Source organism: Sphingomonas arenae, from assembly GCF_016924655.1.
GTDB lineage: Bacteria > Pseudomonadota > Alphaproteobacteria > Sphingomonadales > Sphingomonadaceae > Sphingomicrobium > Sphingomicrobium arenae.
The window spans coordinates 102,092-119,123 of record NZ_JAFFJU010000003.1; the positions used below are offsets into that span (position 1 = coordinate 102,092).

A 17,032-nucleotide genomic window follows, 5' to 3' on the forward strand; every position below is an offset into this window, starting at 1 on the left:
GTTGATGCGCGCATTCCTGTTTCCGGGCCAGGGCAGCCAGTCGGTCGGCATGGGCGCGACCCTCGCCGAGGCGAGCCGCACCGCCCGCGACGTGTTCGAGGAAGTGGACGAGGCGCTCGGCCAGAAGCTGTCCCAACTGATGCGCGAGGGCCCGGAGGACCAGCTGACCCTGACCGAGAACGCGCAGCCCGCAATCATGGCGAACGCGCTGGCCGTGTTCCGAGCTCTGACCCTCGACGGCGGCGTCTCGCTCGAGAAAGCGGCGCACTTTGTCGCGGGGCACTCGCTCGGCGAGTATTCCGCCCTAAGCGCGGCGCACGCGTTCGATCTCTCCACCACGGCGAAGCTCCTGAAGCTGCGAGGGCAGGCCATGCAGGCTGCCGTGCCGGTCGGGCAGGGCGCCATGGCGGCTCTGCTCGGGGCCGACGTGGAGAAAGCCCGCGCCATCGCCGAAGCAGCCGCCGAGGGCGAGGTCTGCACTGTGGCCAACGATAACGACCCCTCGCAGGTCGTGATCTCCGGGCACCGCACCGCCATCGAGCGTGCCGTAGCAATCGCCAAGGACATGGGCGCCAAGCGAGCGGTCCTGCTGCCGGTCTCCGCGCCCTTCCACTGCCCGCTGATGCAGCCTGCCGCAGACCGGATGGCGGAGGCTCTCGCCGGGACGCAGATCGAGGCGCCGGTGGTGCCGGTCTATGCCAACGTGACCGCAGCACCGGAACAGGATCCTGACGCGATCCGCGACCTCCTCGTGCACCAGGTCACGGGCATGGTCCGCTGGCGCGAGAGCATTGCAGGCATGGCAGCCACCGGAGTCGAGGAGTTCGTCGAATTGGGCGGCAAGGTGCTCGGCCCGATGATCAAGCGCATCGCGCCTGACGTGAAGGTCACCAGCGTCATCACGATCGACGACATCGAGGCGCTGGCGAAGGAGATTGCATGATGTTCGACCTGACCGGAATGACCGCCCTCGTGACCGGCGCCTCCGGCGGCCTGGGCAGCGCTATCGCCAAATCGCTCGCGGCGCAGGGTGCGCGCCTTGCTGTGAGCGGCAGCAACGAAGGCAAGCTCAATGCCTTCCGCGATGAACTCGGCGCTGACCACGTGGCGGTGCCCTGCAACCTCTCCGACCCCGCAGCGGTCGACGGCCTCGTTCCCGCAGCAGTCGAGGCGCTCGGCGGCAAGCTCGATATCCTGGTCAACAATGCGGGTGTCACGCGCGACAACCTCCTGATGCGCATGAAGGACGAGGAGTGGGAGCAGGTCATCCGCGTGAACCTCGAAGCCGCCTTCCGGCTCATGCGCGCCGCTGCCAAGCCGATGATGAAGGCGCGTTATGGACGCATCATCTCGGTCACCTCCGTGGTCGGCACGACCGGCAATCCGGGGCAGGCGAACTATGTCGCCTCCAAATCCGGCCTGGCCGGAATGACCAAGGCGGTGGCGCAGGAATTGGCGAGCCGCAACATCACGGTGAATTGCGTGGCGCCGGGCTTCATGACGTCCGCGATGACCGATGCGCTGAACGACCAGCAGCGCGCTGCAATCCTCGCGAAGATTCCCGCGGGAGCCATGGGCTCTGGCGAGGATATCGGCGCGGCTGTCGTCTATCTGGCGAGCCGCGAAGCGGGCTATGTGACCGGCCAGACGCTGCACGTGAATGGCGGCATGGCGATGCTCTGAACATGAGGTGTTGCACGCGCACACCGTCCTAGAACCGTATTGCAACTCTGCGCGCGGCGAATCCTTGTCGCGGCTTTCCTCGCACCTATATCGCCGCCGAAACATGAAGATAACGGGCGTGCCTGACGGGGCGTCCGGGGGCTAGTGAGAGGACAGTATCGAACATGGCAAAAGTGATCGGGATCGACCTCGGCACGACCAACAGCTGCGTTGCGGTCATGGAGGGCGGCAAGCCGAAGGTCATCGAGAATGCGGAAGGCGCGCGGACCACTCCATCGGTCGTGGCCTTCACCAAGGACGGCGAGCGCCTGATCGGGCAGCCGGCCAAGCGTCAGGCGGTGACCAACCCCGACAATACGATTTTCGCGGTGAAGCGCCTCATCGGCCGCCGCTTCGACGATCCGGTGACCAAGAAGGACACCGAGCTGGTTCCCTACAAGATCACGCGCGGACCGAACGGCGACGCGTGGGTCGGGGCCGGTGGCAAGGACTACAGCCCGTCGCAGATTTCCGCCTTCATCCTCCAGAAGATGAAGGAAACCGCCGAAGCCTATCTCGGCGAGACCGTCACCCAGGCGGTGATCACCGTCCCCGCCTACTTTAACGACGCTCAGCGCCAGGCGACCAAGGACGCCGGCCAGATCGCTGGCCTTGAAGTTCTGCGCATCATCAACGAGCCGACGGCGGCCGCGCTCGCCTACGGGCTGGAGAAGAACGACGGCAAGACGATCGCGGTCTATGACCTTGGCGGCGGCACCTTCGACGTGTCCATTCTCGAGATCGGCGATGGCGTGTTCGAGGTGAAGTCGACCAACGGCGACACTTTCCTCGGCGGTGAGGACTTCGACGCCAAGATCGTGGAGTTCCTCGCGGACGAGTTCAAGAAGGAACACGGCATCGACCTTAAGCAGGACCGCCTGGCCCTGCAGCGGCTGAAGGAAGCGGCCGAAAAGGCGAAGATCGAGCTTTCCTCGGCGACCAACACCGAGGTGAACCTGCCGTTCATCACGGCCCGCATGGAGGGCGGCGCGACCACCCCGCTGCACCTGGTCAAGTCGATCAGCCGTGCGGACCTGGAGCGCCTGGTCGGCGACCTCATCGACCGCACGCTGGAGCCGTGCCGCAAGGCGCTCGCCGATGCGGGCGTGAAGGCGGCCGACATCGCGGAAGTGGTGCTGGTCGGCGGCATGACCCGCATGCCGCGCGTCCGCGAAGTCGTGAAGGACTTCTTCGGCAAGGAGCCGCACACCGGCGTCAACCCGGACGAGGTGGTCGCCATCGGCGCGGCCATCCAGGCCGGCGTGCTGCAGGGCGACGTCAAGGACGTGCTGCTGCTCGACGTCACTCCGCTGAGCCTCGGCATCGAGACCCTTGGCGGCGTCTTCACCCGGATGATCGATCGCAACACGACGATCCCGACCAAGAAGAGCCAGGTCTTCTCGACCGCGGACGACAACCAGAATGCGGTGACCATTCGCGTCTTCCAGGGCGAGCGCGAAATGGCGGCGGACAACAAGATGCTGGGCCAGTTCGACCTGGTCGGCATCCCGCCGGCTCCCCGCGGTGTGCCGCAGATCGAGGTCACGTTCGACATCGATGCCAACGGCATCGTCAACGTGTCGGCCAAGGACAAGGGCACCGGCAAGGAACAGCAGATCCGCATTCAGGCCTCGGGCGGTCTCAGCGACAATGACATCGAGCAGATGGTCAAGGACGCCGAGAAGTTCGCCGAGGAGGACAAGAAGCGGAAGGCGGCGGCCGAGGCGAAGAACAACGCCGAGAGCCTTATCCACCAGACCGAGCGCCAGCTTGCCGAACATGGCGGCAAGGTCACGGCCGACGTGAAGGGCGACATCGAGCGCGCGATTGCGGAGGCCAAGACCGCGGTCGAGAGCAACGACGCCGACCAAATGACGCAGAAGACCCAGGCGCTGACCGAAGCGGCGATGAAGCTTGGCCAGGCGATCTACTCGGCCCAGCAGGAAGCCGGTGCGGCCGCGTCCGGCACTGATGCTGAAGCGGGTGCGGACAGCACCGCATCGGCGGGCCAGGAGGAAGTGGTCGACGCGGAGTTCTCCGAAGTCGACGACGACAAGAAGGCCTAAGCGCAATGGAGTGCGTCACCCTCGTCACCACGACGGTGGCGCACTCCGCGTGCGCGGTGCTGCGTCATGGTTGAGACGGATTATTACGAACTGCTCGGAGTCGAGCGGGGTGCGGACGATCGCACGATCAAAGCGGCGTACCGGAAGCTGGCGATGGAATGCCATCCCGACCGGCACGGCGGTTGTTCGGACCAGGAGGCCAAGTTCAAGGCCATCAACGAGGCATATGACTGCCTCAAGGACCCGCAGAAGCGCGCGGCTTACGATCGCTTCGGCAAGGCGGCATTCCAGAACGGCGGCGCTGGCGGCTTCGGCGGTGGGCAGGGTTTCGAGGGCTTCTCCGATATCTTCTCGTCCATCTTCGGCGAGTTCATGGACCCGCGCGGCGCCCGCCAGAATGCGGCACGAGGCGCGGACCTGCGCTACGACCTTGAGCTAAGCCTCGAAGAAGCGTTCGCCGGCAAGGAAGCGGTGATCGAGGTCGAGACCCTCGTCGCCTGCGAACCGTGCGAAGGCGATGGCTCCCGCGGCACCAGCAGACCGCAGACCTGCACCACCTGCAACGGCATGGGCAAGGTCCGGGCCCAGCAGGGCTTTTTCATGGTCGAGCGCGGCTGCCCGACCTGTTACGGTCATGGCGTCACCATCTCCGACCCTTGCCCGCAATGTGAAGGCGAGGGGCGCGGCCTCAAGCGCCGGACACTGTCGATCCACGTGCCCGCCGGCGTGGACGAGGGCACCCGCATCCGCGTGGCGGGCGAAGGTGAAGCGGGCGTGCGCGGTGCTCCGAACGGCGACCTTTACCTGTTCGTGCACCTCAAGCGGCATCCGATCTTCCAGCGCGACGGCACGACGCTGATCGCCGAATGTCCGGTAAGCTTCACCACGGCCGCGCTTGGTGGGCAGATCACGGTCCCGGGCATCGACGGGCAGCCGATCGAGATCAAGATTCCGGCCGGCGTCCAGTCGGGTGAGACCCTGCGGCAGCGCGGACAGGGCATGAGCGTGATCAACGGCCGCGGGCGCGGCGACTTGGTCACGCGGATTCTTGTCGAAACTCCGACCCGGTTGACGGCCAAGCAGAAAGAACTGCTCTGCCAGTTCCGGGAGACGGAAACGGGGGAGGAGTGCCCGGCGTCCAAGAGCTTCTTCAGCCGGATTAAGGACGCGCTGGGCCACTAAGACCCATTATCGTCTCGAAAGCGGGGGGTCCATCTCCGCAGCCCCGATCAGACGCTGTAATCGGGACATGGATCCCGGCTGGCGCGGGGATGACGAAGTGGATGCGTAAGGCTACGCTCCTCCGACAGGGAGAACTTGCCATGCGCCGACTTGCCGCACTTTGCCTGCTCACGATCGTAACGCCAGCCGCTGCCCAGCAGCGAGACTTTTCGAATGTCGAGATCAAGGTTGAACAGGTCGCGCCAGGCGTTGCCGTGCTGTTCGGGCAGGGCGGCAATATCGGCGTCAGCTATGGCGAGGACGGCAACGTCATTATCGACGACCAGTTCGCACCGCTGGTGCCGAAGATCCTCGCGGCGGTGAAGACCCTCGACCCGGATCCCGTGCGTTTCGTCATCAACACGCATTGGCACGGCGACCACACCGGCGGCAACGAGGCGCTCGGCGGGCAGGGCAGCGTGATCGTCGCACAGGACAATGTGCGTAAGCGCATGTCGGTCGACAACATCAGCAAGCGCTTCAACATGACTGTGAAGGCCTCGCCCAAAACCGCCCTGCCGGTCATCACCTTCGACCAGGGTGTCACCTTCCACCTCAACGGCGACACGCTGCAGGTGGTGCACGTTGCTAACGCCCACACCGACGGCGACGCGCTGATCTACTGGCAGAAGGCGAATGTCCTGCATGCCGGCGATACCTTCTTCCACAAGGCGACATTCCCGTTCATCGATCTGGAGAGCGGCGGCTCGGTCGACGGCATGGTTGCGGCCGGCAAGCGGGGGCTGGAGCTGGTGAGGCCGGGCGGGAAGGTCATCCCGGGGCATGGGCCGGTGGCGACGCGTGAGGAATATGCGGCGTACCTGGCCATGCTCGAGGATGTGCGAGCGAAGGTGGCCGCAGGCATTCAGGCGGGTCGGACCAAGGAGCAGATCGTGGCCAGCAAGCCGGCTGCGCCTTATCTCGCCACCACGCAGGAAGGCTTCATCAAAGCCGATGACTTCGTGGGAGCGGTGTACGAGAGTTTGCGGGCGGCGCGCTAGTTCGTCATCGCGAGCGTAGCGAAGCGATCCAGAGTGCCCGCAGCTGGATTGCTTCGCTACGCTCGCAATTACGGCAGACTTAACTCCTCCCGAACACCCGCCGGAAGATCGTGTCGACGTGCTTCAGATGGTAGCCGAGGTCGAAGCTCTTCTCGAGCTCTGCCGGCGGGATCGCACGGGTGACTTCCGGGTCGGCCTTGAGCAATTCGAGCAATGACAGCTGCCCGTCGGACTCCCACACCTTCATCGCGTTGCGCTGAACCAGCGCATAGCTGTCCTCGCGGCTGAGGCCCGCCTGCGTCAACGCCAGCAGAACGCGCTGGGAGTGGACTAGGCCGCCCATGCGATCGAGGTTCTTCTGCATGCGCTCGGGGTAGACGAGCAGCTTGTCGATGACGCTGGTCAGCCGGGCTAGCGCGAAGTCGAGGGTGATGGTCGCGTCCGGGCCGATGAAGCGTTCGACAGAGGAGTGGCTGATGTCGCGCTCATGCCAGAGGGCGACATTCTCGAGCGCGGGGACAACGGCGCTGCGGACCATCCGGGCGAGGCCGGTGAGGTTCTCGGTCAGCACCGGATTGCGCTTGTGCGGCATGGCCGAGCTGCCCTTCTGCCCGGGCGAGAAATACTCCTCCGCCTCCAGCACCTCGGTGCGCTGAAGATGTCGGACCTCGACCGCCAGCCGCTCGATCGATGAGGCGATCACGCCCAACGTCGCGAAGAACATGGCGTGGCGGTCGCGCGGAATGACCTGGGTGGAGGTGGGCTCGGGCGTCAAGCCAAGGCGCTGCGCGACATGCTCCTCCACGCGCGGATCGATGTTGGCGAAAGTCCCAACCGCGCCGGAGATGGCGCAGGTGGCGATTTCCTCACGAGCATGATGTAGCCGGGTCTTGCAGCGGGCGAACTCGGCATGAGCCTGCGCGAGCTTGAGACCGAAGGTGACCGGCTCCGCATGGATGCCGTGGCTGCGGCCGATGGTAGGGGTGAGCTTGTGCTCGAAGGCGCGGCGTTCGAGGACGGCGAGCAGTTCGTCGAGGTCGGCAAGCAGGATATCGGCGGCCTGGGTGAGCTGCACGTTCAGCGCCGTGTCGAGCACGTCCGAGCTGGTCATGCCCTGGTGAAGGTAGCGCTTCTCCGGCCCGAGCCGCTCACCGATCCAGGTCAGGAAGGCGATCACGTCATGCTTGGTGACCGCCTCGATGGCGTCGATCGCGGGCACGTCGACGGGGTCAATCACGCCGCGGGCATGCGCCTCGACGATCTTCCGCGCATCCTCAACCGGAATCATCCCGATCTCGCCCATCGCTTCGGCCGCATAGACCTCGATGTCGAACCAGATGCGAAAGCGGTTTTCGGCCGACCAGATGGCCGACATGGCAGGGCGGGAATAGCGAGGAACCATGGCGCGAGCGGCTAGCAGGAGAGTCCTCGGGCTGCAACGAACGGACGGATGTTGTCTCCTGCGCGATCGCCGAGGCGTGCTATGCTCGGCACGATAGCAGTTCGGGGGGACGTGGAATGTGCCGCATCAGAAATCGCATACTTTTGGCATTAGGAACCGCATTCTTGTGGTCCGGAGCTGTTCAGGCCCAGGCGCCCTCTGTCGTTGATAAGCTTGCGTGTCCCCCGTTCGAGTGGGTTGCCGTTCCGGGTCTATCGGACAGGGCTGCGATGCTGGTGCCGGTCGAGATCAACGGAACCTCGTATATGTTCCAGTTGGACACAGGCGCGCACATAAGCTTCGCGCCCTCGACCGAAGCGACAAAGCGAAATTGGCGGCGCGCAGGAAAGGACCAGGCTGATGTAAGCAGCGTGGAGGTCGCGGGAACGGCCTTGCTGCCGACGCGCCTTCACCTCCTCGAGGGCAAGAACACGGGCACGGTCGGGCTGGACGTGTTGCTGGGCACGATGGTGATCATCGACTACCCGCGTCAGAGGATTTGCGTCTTGACCCAGGATCGCGTTCCTGCGGACCTTGAACAGCGTGTCGGGTGGGAACGCGCGACCCTTCGATTCGGGAAGCTGTTTGTCCCAATGAAGCTCGGGGACGAAGAGTTCGCAGCCAGCTTCTTCGACACCGGCGCCAGCATGTTCCCGCTCAATGTCGATCTGGACCGCTGGAAAATGCTCACCCGCAAGGCCGATCCTGCGAAAGAAGCGGAGCGGACGCTGGAGGTGCCCTCGTGGGGCAAGAAAATCCCGCTTTCTGGTGCGCGGACACACCTCCCGCTGCAAGTGGGAGGTGTCCGAGTAGAAGGAGCCACCGTGTACACGAACCCGCAGGCGCCTTCGTTTTTTCGCGATCAGATCGGCGGGGGCGCCGAGGGGCTCTTCGGGAGCACTCTGTTCCTGAACGAAGTCGTCGTGCTCGACCTCTCGCCCAACATGCGGTTCGGACTCGTCAAGCACGAGGGCAACACTCAGTAGGTCACTGCGGTGCCGCTCCGGTTCGTGCGGCCCCCGCTGGACCTAAATCAAGCCCTGCGCCCGCAAGCTCGTCCGCCCGGTTGCACCCACGATCACATGGTCATGCACGGTCACCTTCATGTGACGTCCGGCGTCGATCAGGTCGCGGGTGAGGCGGATGTCGGCTTGGCTTGGCGTGGGATCGCCGCTCGGGTGGTTGTGGACGATGATGATGGCGGTGGCGCCGAGCGCGATGGCGCGGCTGATTACCTCGCGGACGTGGACCGCCGCTTCGTCCACCGAGCCGCGCCACATCGCCTCGTTGGCGATGAGCACGTTCTTGGCGTTGAGGAACAGCACGCGCACTTCCTCGACGGCCGAATGCGCCATGGCCGCCTGCAGGTGATTCATCAGCGCGTCCCAGCTGGACAGGAGCGGTCGGCCTTCCATCCTGGTTTCGAGCAGGCGCAGTGCAGTTGCGCGGGCGATCGCAAGGGCGCCGATCATGCCGTCGGTCAGGCCCTCGCGCCGCATCGCCTCGGGTGAAGCATCCAGCAGCGGACCGATGCCGCCGAACTGTGCGAGAAGCCGCTTGGCGATCGGCTTGGTGTCGCGGCGGGGAATGGCGAGAGTCAGCAGATATTCAACCAGTTCATGATCCAGCAGGCCCTCGCCGCTGCTGTCGAGCAGGCGCTGGCGCAGGCGGGCGCGGTGCCCTTCGGTGCCGGTCGGGTTGTCGCCGGCGGGCAACAGGCTAGGCTGGAACGGGGGCACGCGGGACACTCCTTCATGCCGCAGGCGGAACGGCTTCAGGCTAACGAGGTTCTTCAGCAAAGAATGGTGGCGCAGGCGTAATGGACGAACACTCGGTTGAGCAAGCTCCCGAGGGCTCGGTCGTCGCACGTCGGCGCCGGCGCTGGCCGCGTGTGCTCAAATGGTCGCTGGTCGGACTGGGCCTGCTGCTGGTTGCGGCCCTGCTTGTCCTGTGGACGCAGCGAAGGCCGATCGCCAACGATATCCTGGCCCGCGAGATGGAGAAGCGCGGCGTTCAGGCGACGTACCGGCTGGACCGGGTGGGTCTGCGCACCCAGCAGATTAGCAATCTCGTCCTCGGCGATCCGCGCAATCCCGACCTGACCGCCAAAGTCGCGCAGGTGCAGCTGCGGATCAGGCTCAACGGCTCGGTCCAGGTGTTCCGGGTGGTCGCCCGCGGCGTGAGGCTGCGCGGGCGCTTCGTCGATGGGCGGATCAGCTGGGGGCAGGTCGACAAGCTGCTTCCTCCACCCAGCGGCAAGCCGTTCCGCCTGCCCGAGCTCAGCGTCGATATTGCGGATTCATCCATCGCGCTGGCCACTCCCTACGGACCGCTGGGGATTGCGGTGGAGGGTCAGGGCAATCTCACCGGCGGCTTCAAGGGACGGCTCGCGGCCACCAGTCCGAGGCTCGCTCCGGGCCGGTGCGAGCTGATCGGCTTTCGCGCGGCGGTCGGCCTTGCGGTCAAGGCCCGGCGGCCGCGAGTGACCGGCCCGATCTCCGCCGAACGGTTCAACTGCCCGGCGAGCCGGATCGCGCTCCAGCAGCCGAGGCTGGAGATCGACAGCCGCTTCAGCGAGGCCTTCGAGCGGTTCGATGGCGAGGGGCGGATCGCGGTCGGGTCGTTGATCGCGGGAGCGAACGGCATGGCCGGCCTCAACGGCAGGCTGACCTTCGTCGGCGAGCCGACCGCCGCCCGGGGCGAGGTGGACCTCAGCGCCGCGGCGGCTCGGCTGGCGGAGATTCGAACTGGCCGGACGCGAGTCGCAGGCCGTTACCTGCTGAACGCCAGGGCTGGGGAGATCACGCTTGCGGGCGACTACCGGACGCAGGGCGCTTCCGTGCCGCAGTCGATTACGGGCGGCGTCTCAGGCCCGCTCGGGGGTCTGGGCGGCACCCCATTGGAGCCGATCGGCAAGGCCTTGTCCGAGGCGATCCGGGCCGCAGGCACGAGCATGGATGCGGCGGGCAAGCTCCGGCTGGTCAACTTCGCCGGGGGTGGCGCCGTCCGGATCGAGACGGCCAACGTCCGCAGCCGGTCGGGCGCGCGCATCCAGGTGGCCGGCGGCGATGGGGTCACTTACTACTGGCCGAGCGGGCGCCTGCGCGTGGACGGGCGGATTGCCATGCAGGGCGGCGGGCTGCCCACGGCGCGCCTTGCGCTGAGCCAACCTCGCAGCGGTGCGCCCATGAGCGGCGTGGTCCAGGTGCTGCCCTACGCCGCGGGGAACGCCCGCATTGCGCTCGCGCCGATCCGATTCGCCGCAGGCCGGAATGGCTCCACCAGCATCGACACGGCCGTGGTGCTCGATGGTCCCTTGTCGAATGGCCTGGTTCGGGGCCTGCGGGTGCCGGTCCGCGGCAGCTTCGGTCCGGGCGGAGCGCTCGAGTTCGGGCGCGGCTGCACGCAGCTTCAGTTCACCAGCTTGCAGATCGGGGCGTTGAGCGTCGGCTCCACCCGCCTGCCGATCTGCGCCACCGGGCAGGCCATCCTGTTCCGCAAGCCGGGCGGTGGGCTCGCTCTACGGGCGCACAGCAATGACTTCCGCTTGGCCGGTCGAATGGGCAGTGCCCCATTCGCGGTCCGTGCGGACAGGGCCGCGATGGTCGGGTCGCGCAGCTTCCTGTTCAACGACCTGAACGCCCGGCTGGGGCAATCCGAAGCGCCGATCCTGATCGACGCTGACCGGCTGGACGGGACATTCCGCGGCTCGGGGATCAGCGGCGCTTTCGCTGGCGGTGACATCGTGATCGGCAAGGTCCCCCTGCTGATGAGCGAGGCGAAAGGCGACTGGCGACTGGTCGGCGGAGACCTCAGCATCGGCGGCGCATTGACCGTGGCGGACCGGAACCCGGATCCTCGCTTCTACCCGCTCCGCACCGATGACGTTCGCTTCCGGCTTGCGGACGACATGATCCGCGCCACGGGTACGCTCCGGCACCCCGCGAGCGGCCGGGAGGTTACCGATGTCACGATCACTCACCAGCTATCCAGCGGCGAGGGCACGGCCCTGCTGGACGTGGATGCGCTGCGCTTCGATCCCGGGCTGCAGCCGGAGGAGCTGACCCGCCTGACGCAAGGTGTGGTGGCGTTGGTCAACGGCACCGTGCGCGGGCAGGGCCGGATCGCCTGGAACGGGGACGGCGAGGTCACCTCGACCGGCGAGTTCTCTACCGACGGCACGGACCTGGCGGCGGCGTTCGGCCCGGTCACGGGGTTGCGCGGAACGATCCGCTTCACCGATCTGCTGGGGCTCCAGACCGCACCGGGGCAAACCATGCAGGTGGCGACCGTCAACCCGGGCATCCTGGTCGAAAATGGGGTGATCACCTACCAACTGCTTCCCGACCAGCTCGTCCGCATCCAGTCGGGGCGCTGGCCATTCATGGGCGGCGAGCTGATCCTGCGGGAGACGGTGCTGAACTTCGGGCGCCCGACAGCCAAGCGCCTGACGTTTGAAGTCGTTGGCCTCGATGCGCGTCAGTTCGTCGAGAGCTTCGGTTTCCAGGAGATTGCGGCGGAGGGCGTGTTCGATGGCGTCCTCCCGATGATCTTCGACGAGAACGGCGGGCGGATCGTCGGCGGACGGCTGGACTCGCGCGATCCGGGGGGCCGGTTGAGCTACAATGGGGTGGTGAACCGGGCCAATCTCGGCCTGATGGGAGGCATCGCCTTCGACGCGCTCCGGGATCTTCGCTTCCGGTCGATGATCATCCGCCTGGACGGCGACCTTGCGGGCGAGTTCGGAACCCGACTGACGATCGACGGCGTGGCACTGGGCGGGACCACCCGGACCCAGCGGCTGATCCGCAGTGTCACGGCCAAGCTGCCAATCCGCTTCAACGTCTCGATCAGCGGGCCTTTCCGCGCCCTGATTGCCACCGCCAAGTCGTTCCGCGATCCACGGGCGGTCGCCAGTCAGGCGCTGCCCTTCCCGCTGGAAGACGTGCCGGGCATCTCGACCGAGGTGCGCCGTATCGAGGAAGACCAGACCCAAACCCAGACGCCCGTCGACCAGAAGGTCCGCGTCGAAGCCACTCCAGCCCAAAGGTGAGCCGATGAGAGCAGTTTCCACCAAGAGCATCGCGGCCCTGACCGCCATGGCCTTCGCGCCGCTGCTGACGGGGTGCGTTTCGGTGAAGACGCCGGAGAAGCCGATCGAGATCAACCTCAACGTCCGGATCCAGCAGGAAGTGCTGGTGAGGCTACAGCGCGATGTGGAGCAGCTGATCGAGCAGAACCCCGAGGCTTTCCCGCAGCAGCCTCCGGCGCCCGGAGGACGCGCTCAGTGAGGCGACGGCTCCTTGCCGCTGTTCTCCTGGTCGGTTGCTGGAACGTTGAAGCTTCGGCGCAGTCGAACCCGGTCGTGAACAGCGCGCGCTCGGCCGGTCTCATCGGCGAACGGTTCGATGGCTATCTGGGCGTTCGCACAGCCATTCCGCCCGTGACGCGTCGCGCGACGGAGGATGTGAACATCCGTCGTCGTGCCCTCTACGCTGGGTTGGCGGGGCGCCGGGGAGTGAGTCCGCAGGAGGTGGGGATCACGGCCGGATGTTCCCTGTTGGCGCGCGTGGCGGTCGGGGAATGGTACCTGCTGAGCGACGGCGTGTGGCGGCGGCGGCGCGCCGGACAGGCCGCTCCCGTGCCCGACTATTGCACGGGTGGCTGAGGCTCGAACGAGGCCCGGTACTCGGGCTTGAGGCGGGCGAGCATGGCCGCGGTCAGCGGGAGGGAAATCACATACTCCCCCTCCGCGTAAGGCCCGGCGACATATTGGTCTGCGGTCACCCGCACATGGTCCAGCCTTCCATTGCCGTCGCTGTCCTCGAGCGTCAGCGTCAACTCCTTCAGCTCGGGGCACTCCCCGAACATGTCGGAGCGGTCGACCGGTTCCTGCCGGCGCTTGGCGCGTTCCCGGTCGAGGAGCACGCAGAAAGGCTGGCGGATGGCGCCGTTCCACCAGCCGGCGCGCCGCAGGAGGTCGTCGATGCGGAGTTCCCGGGCGAGCTTGCGATCCCAGAGCAGCGATGACGTTCCGCTGTTGCCGTGGGCGCCGCCGGTGAACGTGCCCGTCTCTGCTTCGAGCGACAGTAGCCGAACGGTCTGACCGGCCGTCGACCATTGGCGGGAAAAGAAGTGGCCGTTCCAGTCGCCGGTCATGGCCTTCCGAGCCTCGCGGTCTTCCCGGGCCGTCACGAGGGCGGCGCTTTTCTGCCTGGCGGCGTCGATTCGGAACCTGCGGTCCAAAGCCGGAACTGCCGCCGCCTCCGCGGACCAGCCGAAGCTGAAGTCCAGCAGGGAGTCCTCCGAAGAGATCTCGACCCCTGCCCGGGCAGGCTGGACGGTCAGCAGCAGCGCCGCAGTGAGGAGTGTTGCAGACATACCCGGAGACTATCGCACGTCCAGCGCGGAGGCGAGCCGGTCCCTGGCACGGTTGACTAGCCGCCCCCCGGTTCATAAAGGGGCGGCGCCTTGGCGGGCTGCGAAGCCGCCATGTTCCTTGCCTTATGCGTCGAAGGCTCATTCCCGAGCGTCGCCGCGCACATGGAGAGAGAAGCATGGTGGAAGAGGAGCCCGGGCAGGACGACAAGCTTCCCCCCGATGCGCGGCTCGATGCCCTCGAACAGAGGCTTCGGCGAGCGCAGCAGGAGGAAGCGGTCAGGACAGGACAGGCGAAGCCGGCCGATGCCAATGAGCAGATGGGCCAGCGCGTCTTGTCGTACCTGATCGGCGGACTGCTGGGCGGCACGCTGATCGGCTGGGCACTCGACCAGCTGTTCGGAACGTGGCCTGCGCTCTTCATCACGTTGATGGTGCTCGGCACCGTCAGCGGGTTTTGGAGCATCATCAAACTGTCGACGGCGAAGACCAAGAAGGACCGCTAAGTGGCCGCAGAATCGGGCAAGATCGATCCGATGCACCAGTTCCAGGTCGAACCTCTGTTCGGCCATGACTGGCAGATTGCGGGCCATTCGATCGCGTTCACCAATTCGTCGCTGTGGATGCTGGCCACGCTGGTGGTCATCTGGCTGTTCATGCTCGGCGGCATGAAGCGCGAGCTGGTGCCGGGCCGCTGGCAGGTGATGGTCGAAGGCGTCACCGGCTTCGTCAGCAACATGATGGAGCAGAACATCGGCCGCGCGGGTCGCAAGTTCGTGCCCTACGTCTTCTCGCTCTTCATGTTCATCCTGGTCGCCAACCTGCTGGGCCTGATTCCGCTCGGGCTGATCCCGGGTGTCCATCCCTTCACCGTGACCAGCCACCTGACGGTCACCGCGGTGCTGGCGATCGTGTCCTTCTCGATCGTGCTAATCGTCGGCTTCGCCAAGCACGGCTTCCACTTCTTTAGCCTGTTCGTGCCGCACGGCGCGCCCTGGTGGATGATGCCGATCCTGATCCCGGTCGAGTTCGTCTCCTTCATGGTCCGCCCGTTCAGCCTGGCGCTCCGACTGTTCGTTGCCATGACCGCCGGCCACATCCTGCTGAAGGTGCTCGCGGGCTTCGTCATCAACGGGCTCAATGCCGAGGCGCTGTGGGTGGCGCCGGTGGTGAGCCTTCCGTCCCTCATCCTGATGATTGGTATCAGCGCGCTCGAGCTGCTGGTCGCCGCCATCCAGGCCTACGTCTTCGCGCTGCTGACGTCACTGTATCTCAACGACGCGATCAACCTTCACTAACCACAAGATTTCACAAGGGAGTTTATCATGGACGCAGAAGCCGCAAAGCTGCTCGGTGCCGGTCTCGCCGCCATTGGCGTCGGCATGGCCGCACTCGGCGTGGGTAACGTCTTCGGCTCGTTCCTGGAGAGCGCGCTGCGCAACCCGGCCGCCGCCGACAGCCAGCAGGGCCGCCTGTTCATCGGCTTCGCCGCTGCCGAGCTTCTCGGCCTGCTGGCGTTCGTCGTGGCGATGATCCTGCTGTTCGTCGCCTAACGACGACAGTCACTTCTGCGCTCAGGCTGAGCCTGTCGAAGCCGGGTTTCCACTTCGGGAACACCCTTCGACGGGCTCAGGGTGAGCGGAACAGGTACAGCGAGACCCATGCCTCAAATCGCGCAAATCGGTGAGATCTACGCATCGCAGCTGTTCTGGCTGACGATCGTGTTCGGCGCCATCTTCTTCATCGTGGGTCTGGGCATGGTGCCCAAGATCCTCGGTACCGTGGAAGCGCGCGATGCGCGGATCGCGGCGGACCTGGCCGAGGCTGCGACCGCTCGCGAAACCGCCGATCGCCTTGAAGAGGAATATCGCGCCGCGCTCGACAGGAGCCGGTCCGAAGCGGCCAAGGTCGCAGCCGAGGCCAAGGCTGCTGCCGCGCGTGCCACGGAGGCGCGGGTCGCCGAAGTGGATGCGGTCGTGAATGGCCGGCTCGAACAGGCCATGGCGCGGATCGCCGAAGCCCGTACCTCCGCGCAGGCGGAGATCGAAAGCGTTGCGGCTGAGGCTGCCCAGGCGATGGTCGAGCGGGTCGCCGGCGTGACCGTCGATCCGACAGTGGCTCGCGCTGCCGTCCAGCAGGAGCTCGTCCGTGGCTAATCCGCCGATCACCGAGACGACCCACACCGAGGTCCAGGCAAACGTCGAGCATCACGTGGATCCGAAGGCCCTTGGCTTCGATGCCACCATGCTGGTCGGCCTGGCGATGTTCATCGTCTTCGCGATCATGGTGTGGAAGAAGGTTCCGGGCGCCATCGGCCGCTCGCTCGATGCCAAGATCGCGGGCATCCGCGCCCAGCTCGACGAGGCGGCGGCTCTCCGCAAGGAAGCCGAGGCCTTGAAGGCGGAGTATGAGGCCAAGGCCCGGGCCGCGGACACGGATGCTGCCTCTATTGTCGAGCGGGCGCGTCATGAAGCCGAAGCCATCCTTGGCAAGGCGAAGCTCGATGCCGAGGCGCTGGTCGAGCGCCGCACCCGGATGGCCGAAGACAAGATCGCCGCGGAAGAGCGGGCTGCCGTGCAGCAGCTGCGCGCAACCGCTGCCGACGCCGCGACCAAGGCCGCCGCGCGCATCATCGCAGAGCGGCACGACGGCACCGCCGACAAGGCGCTGATCGACCAGGCCATCGCCGGGATCAGCCGCGCCTAGTAGAGCGTGGCACCTCCGTCTGGAGATGCCACGCTGCAAGGACTCGGTTGCGCCATCACTGACCGGACGCTGGCGGGCACCACACCTTAGCTTTCACAGCGCATGCCCGGGCGTCTTACGCGCCGGCCCAGATATCACCGCTCGTCGTTCGTCCGAGATGGGTACGACCGTTTAGTCGGTTGACGGTGAGCCTTGTCGATTAGCACTGCCTGCTGCCATCGGCTTGGAGCCTTGTCCGATCGGTGAATGCAACCTGCCCAGCAGCAGGGACGGCGCTTACCCTCCTTGAGCTCCTCGCACGTGCGCTCAATGCGGCGAGCGCGAGTGCCGGCTTGCTTGGCGTCCTCCACCCAGCAAATAAACTCGTTGCGACCAAGCGGAGTCAGCGCTTGCCAGAGCTGCAGCACCTCTTCGTCGGTGCGCAGGGCGCTCTGAAGGTCCTCGGGCACCGTGTGAACAGTTCCATGCAGAGCGGTTTCCACCATCGCCCACCTCCG

Annotated in this window: 18 protein-coding genes; 14 read left to right on the plus strand and 4 right to left on the minus strand. The window is 66.1% G+C overall.

The genetic code is table 11. The annotated features are described in order from the left end of the window. The first annotated feature begins 4 nt into the window (after positions 1-4). From fabD to JT720_RS11930, 5 genes are all read left to right on the plus strand, one after another. Positions 5-943, plus strand: a complete 939-nt coding sequence (gene fabD / locus JT720_RS11910) for an ACP S-malonyltransferase (RefSeq protein ID WP_205481525.1) — start codon at positions 5-7, stop codon at positions 941-943. Beyond that, on the plus strand, positions 943-1,683 hold the full coding sequence (gene fabG, locus JT720_RS11915; protein ID WP_205481667.1) for a 3-oxoacyl-[acyl-carrier-protein] reductase: 741 nt from the start codon (positions 943-945) through the stop codon (positions 1,681-1,683). Before fabD ends, fabG begins: the two co-directional genes overlap by 1 nt. Positions 1,684-1,847: 164 nt before the next feature. After that, entirely contained in the window at positions 1,848-3,788 is a 1,941-nt protein-coding gene (gene dnaK, locus JT720_RS11920; RefSeq protein WP_205481526.1) for a molecular chaperone DnaK, read from the plus strand. 66 nt (positions 3,789-3,854) lie between these two features. Next, positions 3,855-4,970, plus strand: a complete 1,116-nt coding sequence (dnaJ, locus tag JT720_RS11925) for a molecular chaperone DnaJ (protein WP_205481527.1) — start codon at positions 3,855-3,857, stop codon at positions 4,968-4,970. A gap of 140 nt (positions 4,971-5,110) precedes the next feature. After that, complete coding sequence (locus JT720_RS11930) at positions 5,111-6,010, plus strand: MBL fold metallo-hydrolase (protein ID WP_205481528.1); 900 nt, start codon at positions 5,111-5,113, stop codon at positions 6,008-6,010. A 79-nt stretch (positions 6,011-6,089) separates the two neighbouring features. Here the strand turns inward: JT720_RS11930 and purB are convergent, their stop codons facing one another. Continuing rightward, entirely contained in the window at positions 6,090-7,412 is a 1,323-nt protein-coding gene (gene purB / locus JT720_RS11935; RefSeq protein WP_205481529.1) for an adenylosuccinate lyase, read from the minus strand. A 116-nt stretch (positions 7,413-7,528) separates the two neighbouring features. Here purB and JT720_RS11940 point away from each other — a divergent pair, with 116 nt between their 5' ends. Continuing rightward, positions 7,529-8,437 carry a hypothetical protein gene (locus JT720_RS11940; protein WP_205481530.1) on the plus strand — a complete coding sequence of 303 codons (909 nt, stop codon included), beginning with the start codon at positions 7,529-7,531 and terminating at the stop codon, positions 8,435-8,437. Positions 8,438-8,479: 42 nt separating this feature from the next. Here JT720_RS11940 and radC read toward each other — a convergent pair whose 3' ends face one another. Next, complete coding sequence (radC, locus tag JT720_RS11945; protein WP_336512007.1) at positions 8,480-9,190, minus strand: RadC family protein; 711 nt, start codon at positions 9,188-9,190, stop codon at positions 8,480-8,482. 80 nt (positions 9,191-9,270) lie between these two features. Between radC and JT720_RS11950 the strand changes: the two genes are divergently transcribed. From JT720_RS11950 to JT720_RS11960, 3 genes are read left to right on the plus strand one after another with little or no spacing between them, the layout of a single operon-like run. Then, a complete protein-coding gene (locus JT720_RS11950; protein ID WP_205481531.1) occupies positions 9,271-12,504 on the plus strand; it encodes an intermembrane phospholipid transport protein YdbH family protein in 3,234 nt (1,077 codons plus the stop codon). 4 nt (positions 12,505-12,508) lie between these two features. After that, complete coding sequence (locus JT720_RS11955; RefSeq protein WP_205481532.1) at positions 12,509-12,742, plus strand: YnbE family lipoprotein; 234 nt, start codon at positions 12,509-12,511, stop codon at positions 12,740-12,742. Beyond that, entirely contained in the window at positions 12,739-13,119 is a 381-nt protein-coding gene (locus JT720_RS11960; RefSeq protein WP_205481533.1) for a DUF1318 domain-containing protein, read from the plus strand. Before JT720_RS11955 ends, JT720_RS11960 begins: the two co-directional genes overlap by 4 nt. On the opposite strand, the gene JT720_RS11965 is transcribed toward JT720_RS11960, so the two are convergent. Beyond that, a complete protein-coding gene (locus tag JT720_RS11965) occupies positions 13,101-13,832 on the minus strand; it encodes a hypothetical protein (protein ID WP_205481534.1) in 732 nt (243 codons plus the stop codon). The two genes, JT720_RS11960 and JT720_RS11965, sit on opposite strands and share 19 nt — an antisense overlap. Positions 13,833-14,008: 176 nt before the next feature. Between JT720_RS11965 and JT720_RS11970 the strand changes: the two genes are divergently transcribed. The 5 genes from JT720_RS11970 to JT720_RS11990 all read left to right on the plus strand — a co-directional run bounded on the left by JT720_RS11970 (position 14,009) and on the right by JT720_RS11990 (position 16,535). Next, positions 14,009-14,335, plus strand: a complete 327-nt coding sequence (locus JT720_RS11970) for an AtpZ/AtpI family protein (RefSeq protein WP_205481535.1) — start codon at positions 14,009-14,011, stop codon at positions 14,333-14,335. Then, positions 14,336-15,127 (plus strand): F0F1 ATP synthase subunit A, encoded by a 792-nt coding sequence (locus JT720_RS11975; RefSeq protein ID WP_192587683.1) that lies wholly within the window; start codon positions 14,336-14,338, stop codon positions 15,125-15,127. It begins immediately after the preceding gene. Positions 15,128-15,154: 27 nt separating this feature from the next. Further along, positions 15,155-15,382, plus strand: a complete 228-nt coding sequence (locus JT720_RS11980) for a F0F1 ATP synthase subunit C (protein ID WP_129383163.1) — start codon at positions 15,155-15,157, stop codon at positions 15,380-15,382. A 108-nt stretch (positions 15,383-15,490) separates the two neighbouring features. Then, positions 15,491-15,985 carry a F0F1 ATP synthase subunit B family protein gene (locus JT720_RS11985; RefSeq protein WP_205481536.1) on the plus strand — a complete coding sequence of 165 codons (495 nt, stop codon included), beginning with the start codon at positions 15,491-15,493 and terminating at the stop codon, positions 15,983-15,985. Continuing rightward, entirely contained in the window at positions 15,978-16,535 is a 558-nt protein-coding gene (locus tag JT720_RS11990) for a F0F1 ATP synthase subunit B family protein (RefSeq protein ID WP_336512008.1), read from the plus strand. Before JT720_RS11985 ends, JT720_RS11990 begins: the two co-directional genes overlap by 8 nt. 134 nt (positions 16,536-16,669) lie before the next feature. Here the strand turns inward: JT720_RS11990 and JT720_RS11995 are convergent, their stop codons facing one another. Continuing rightward, the gene (locus JT720_RS11995) at positions 16,670-17,020 is read right to left on the minus strand and encodes a YdeI/OmpD-associated family protein (RefSeq protein WP_205481537.1); all 351 of its coding nucleotides are present in this window, start codon (positions 17,018-17,020) and stop codon (positions 16,670-16,672) included. Positions 17,021-17,032 lie beyond the last annotated feature (12 nt).

Coding starts and splice junctions, on each gene's coding strand:
- fabD (WP_205481525.1), top strand. CDS start 5: ATGCGCGCATTCCTGTTTCCGGGCCAGGGCAGCCAGTCGGTCGGCATG.
- fabG (WP_205481667.1), top strand. CDS start 943: ATGTTCGACCTGACCGGAATGACCGCCCTCGTGACCGGCGCCTCCGGC.
- dnaK (WP_205481526.1), top strand. CDS start 1,848: ATGGCAAAAGTGATCGGGATCGACCTCGGCACGACCAACAGCTGCGTT.
- dnaJ (WP_205481527.1), top strand. CDS start 3,855: ATGGTTGAGACGGATTATTACGAACTGCTCGGAGTCGAGCGGGGTGCG.
- JT720_RS11930 (WP_205481528.1), top strand. CDS start 5,111: ATGCGCCGACTTGCCGCACTTTGCCTGCTCACGATCGTAACGCCAGCC.
- purB (WP_205481529.1), bottom strand. CDS start 7,412: ATGGTTCCTCGCTATTCCCGCCCTGCCATGTCGGCCATCTGGTCGGCC.
- JT720_RS11940 (WP_205481530.1), top strand. CDS start 7,529: ATGTGCCGCATCAGAAATCGCATACTTTTGGCATTAGGAACCGCATTC.
- JT720_RS11950 (WP_205481531.1), top strand. CDS start 9,271: ATGGACGAACACTCGGTTGAGCAAGCTCCCGAGGGCTCGGTCGTCGCA.
- JT720_RS11955 (WP_205481532.1), top strand. CDS start 12,509: ATGAGAGCAGTTTCCACCAAGAGCATCGCGGCCCTGACCGCCATGGCC.
- JT720_RS11965 (WP_205481534.1), bottom strand. CDS start 13,832: ATGTCTGCAACACTCCTCACTGCGGCGCTGCTGCTGACCGTCCAGCCT.
- JT720_RS11970 (WP_205481535.1), top strand. CDS start 14,009: ATGGTGGAAGAGGAGCCCGGGCAGGACGACAAGCTTCCCCCCGATGCG.
- JT720_RS11980 (WP_129383163.1), top strand. CDS start 15,155: ATGGACGCAGAAGCCGCAAAGCTGCTCGGTGCCGGTCTCGCCGCCATT.
- JT720_RS11985 (WP_205481536.1), top strand. CDS start 15,491: ATGCCTCAAATCGCGCAAATCGGTGAGATCTACGCATCGCAGCTGTTC.
- JT720_RS11995 (WP_205481537.1), bottom strand. CDS start 17,020: ATGGTGGAAACCGCTCTGCATGGAACTGTTCACACGGTGCCCGAGGAC.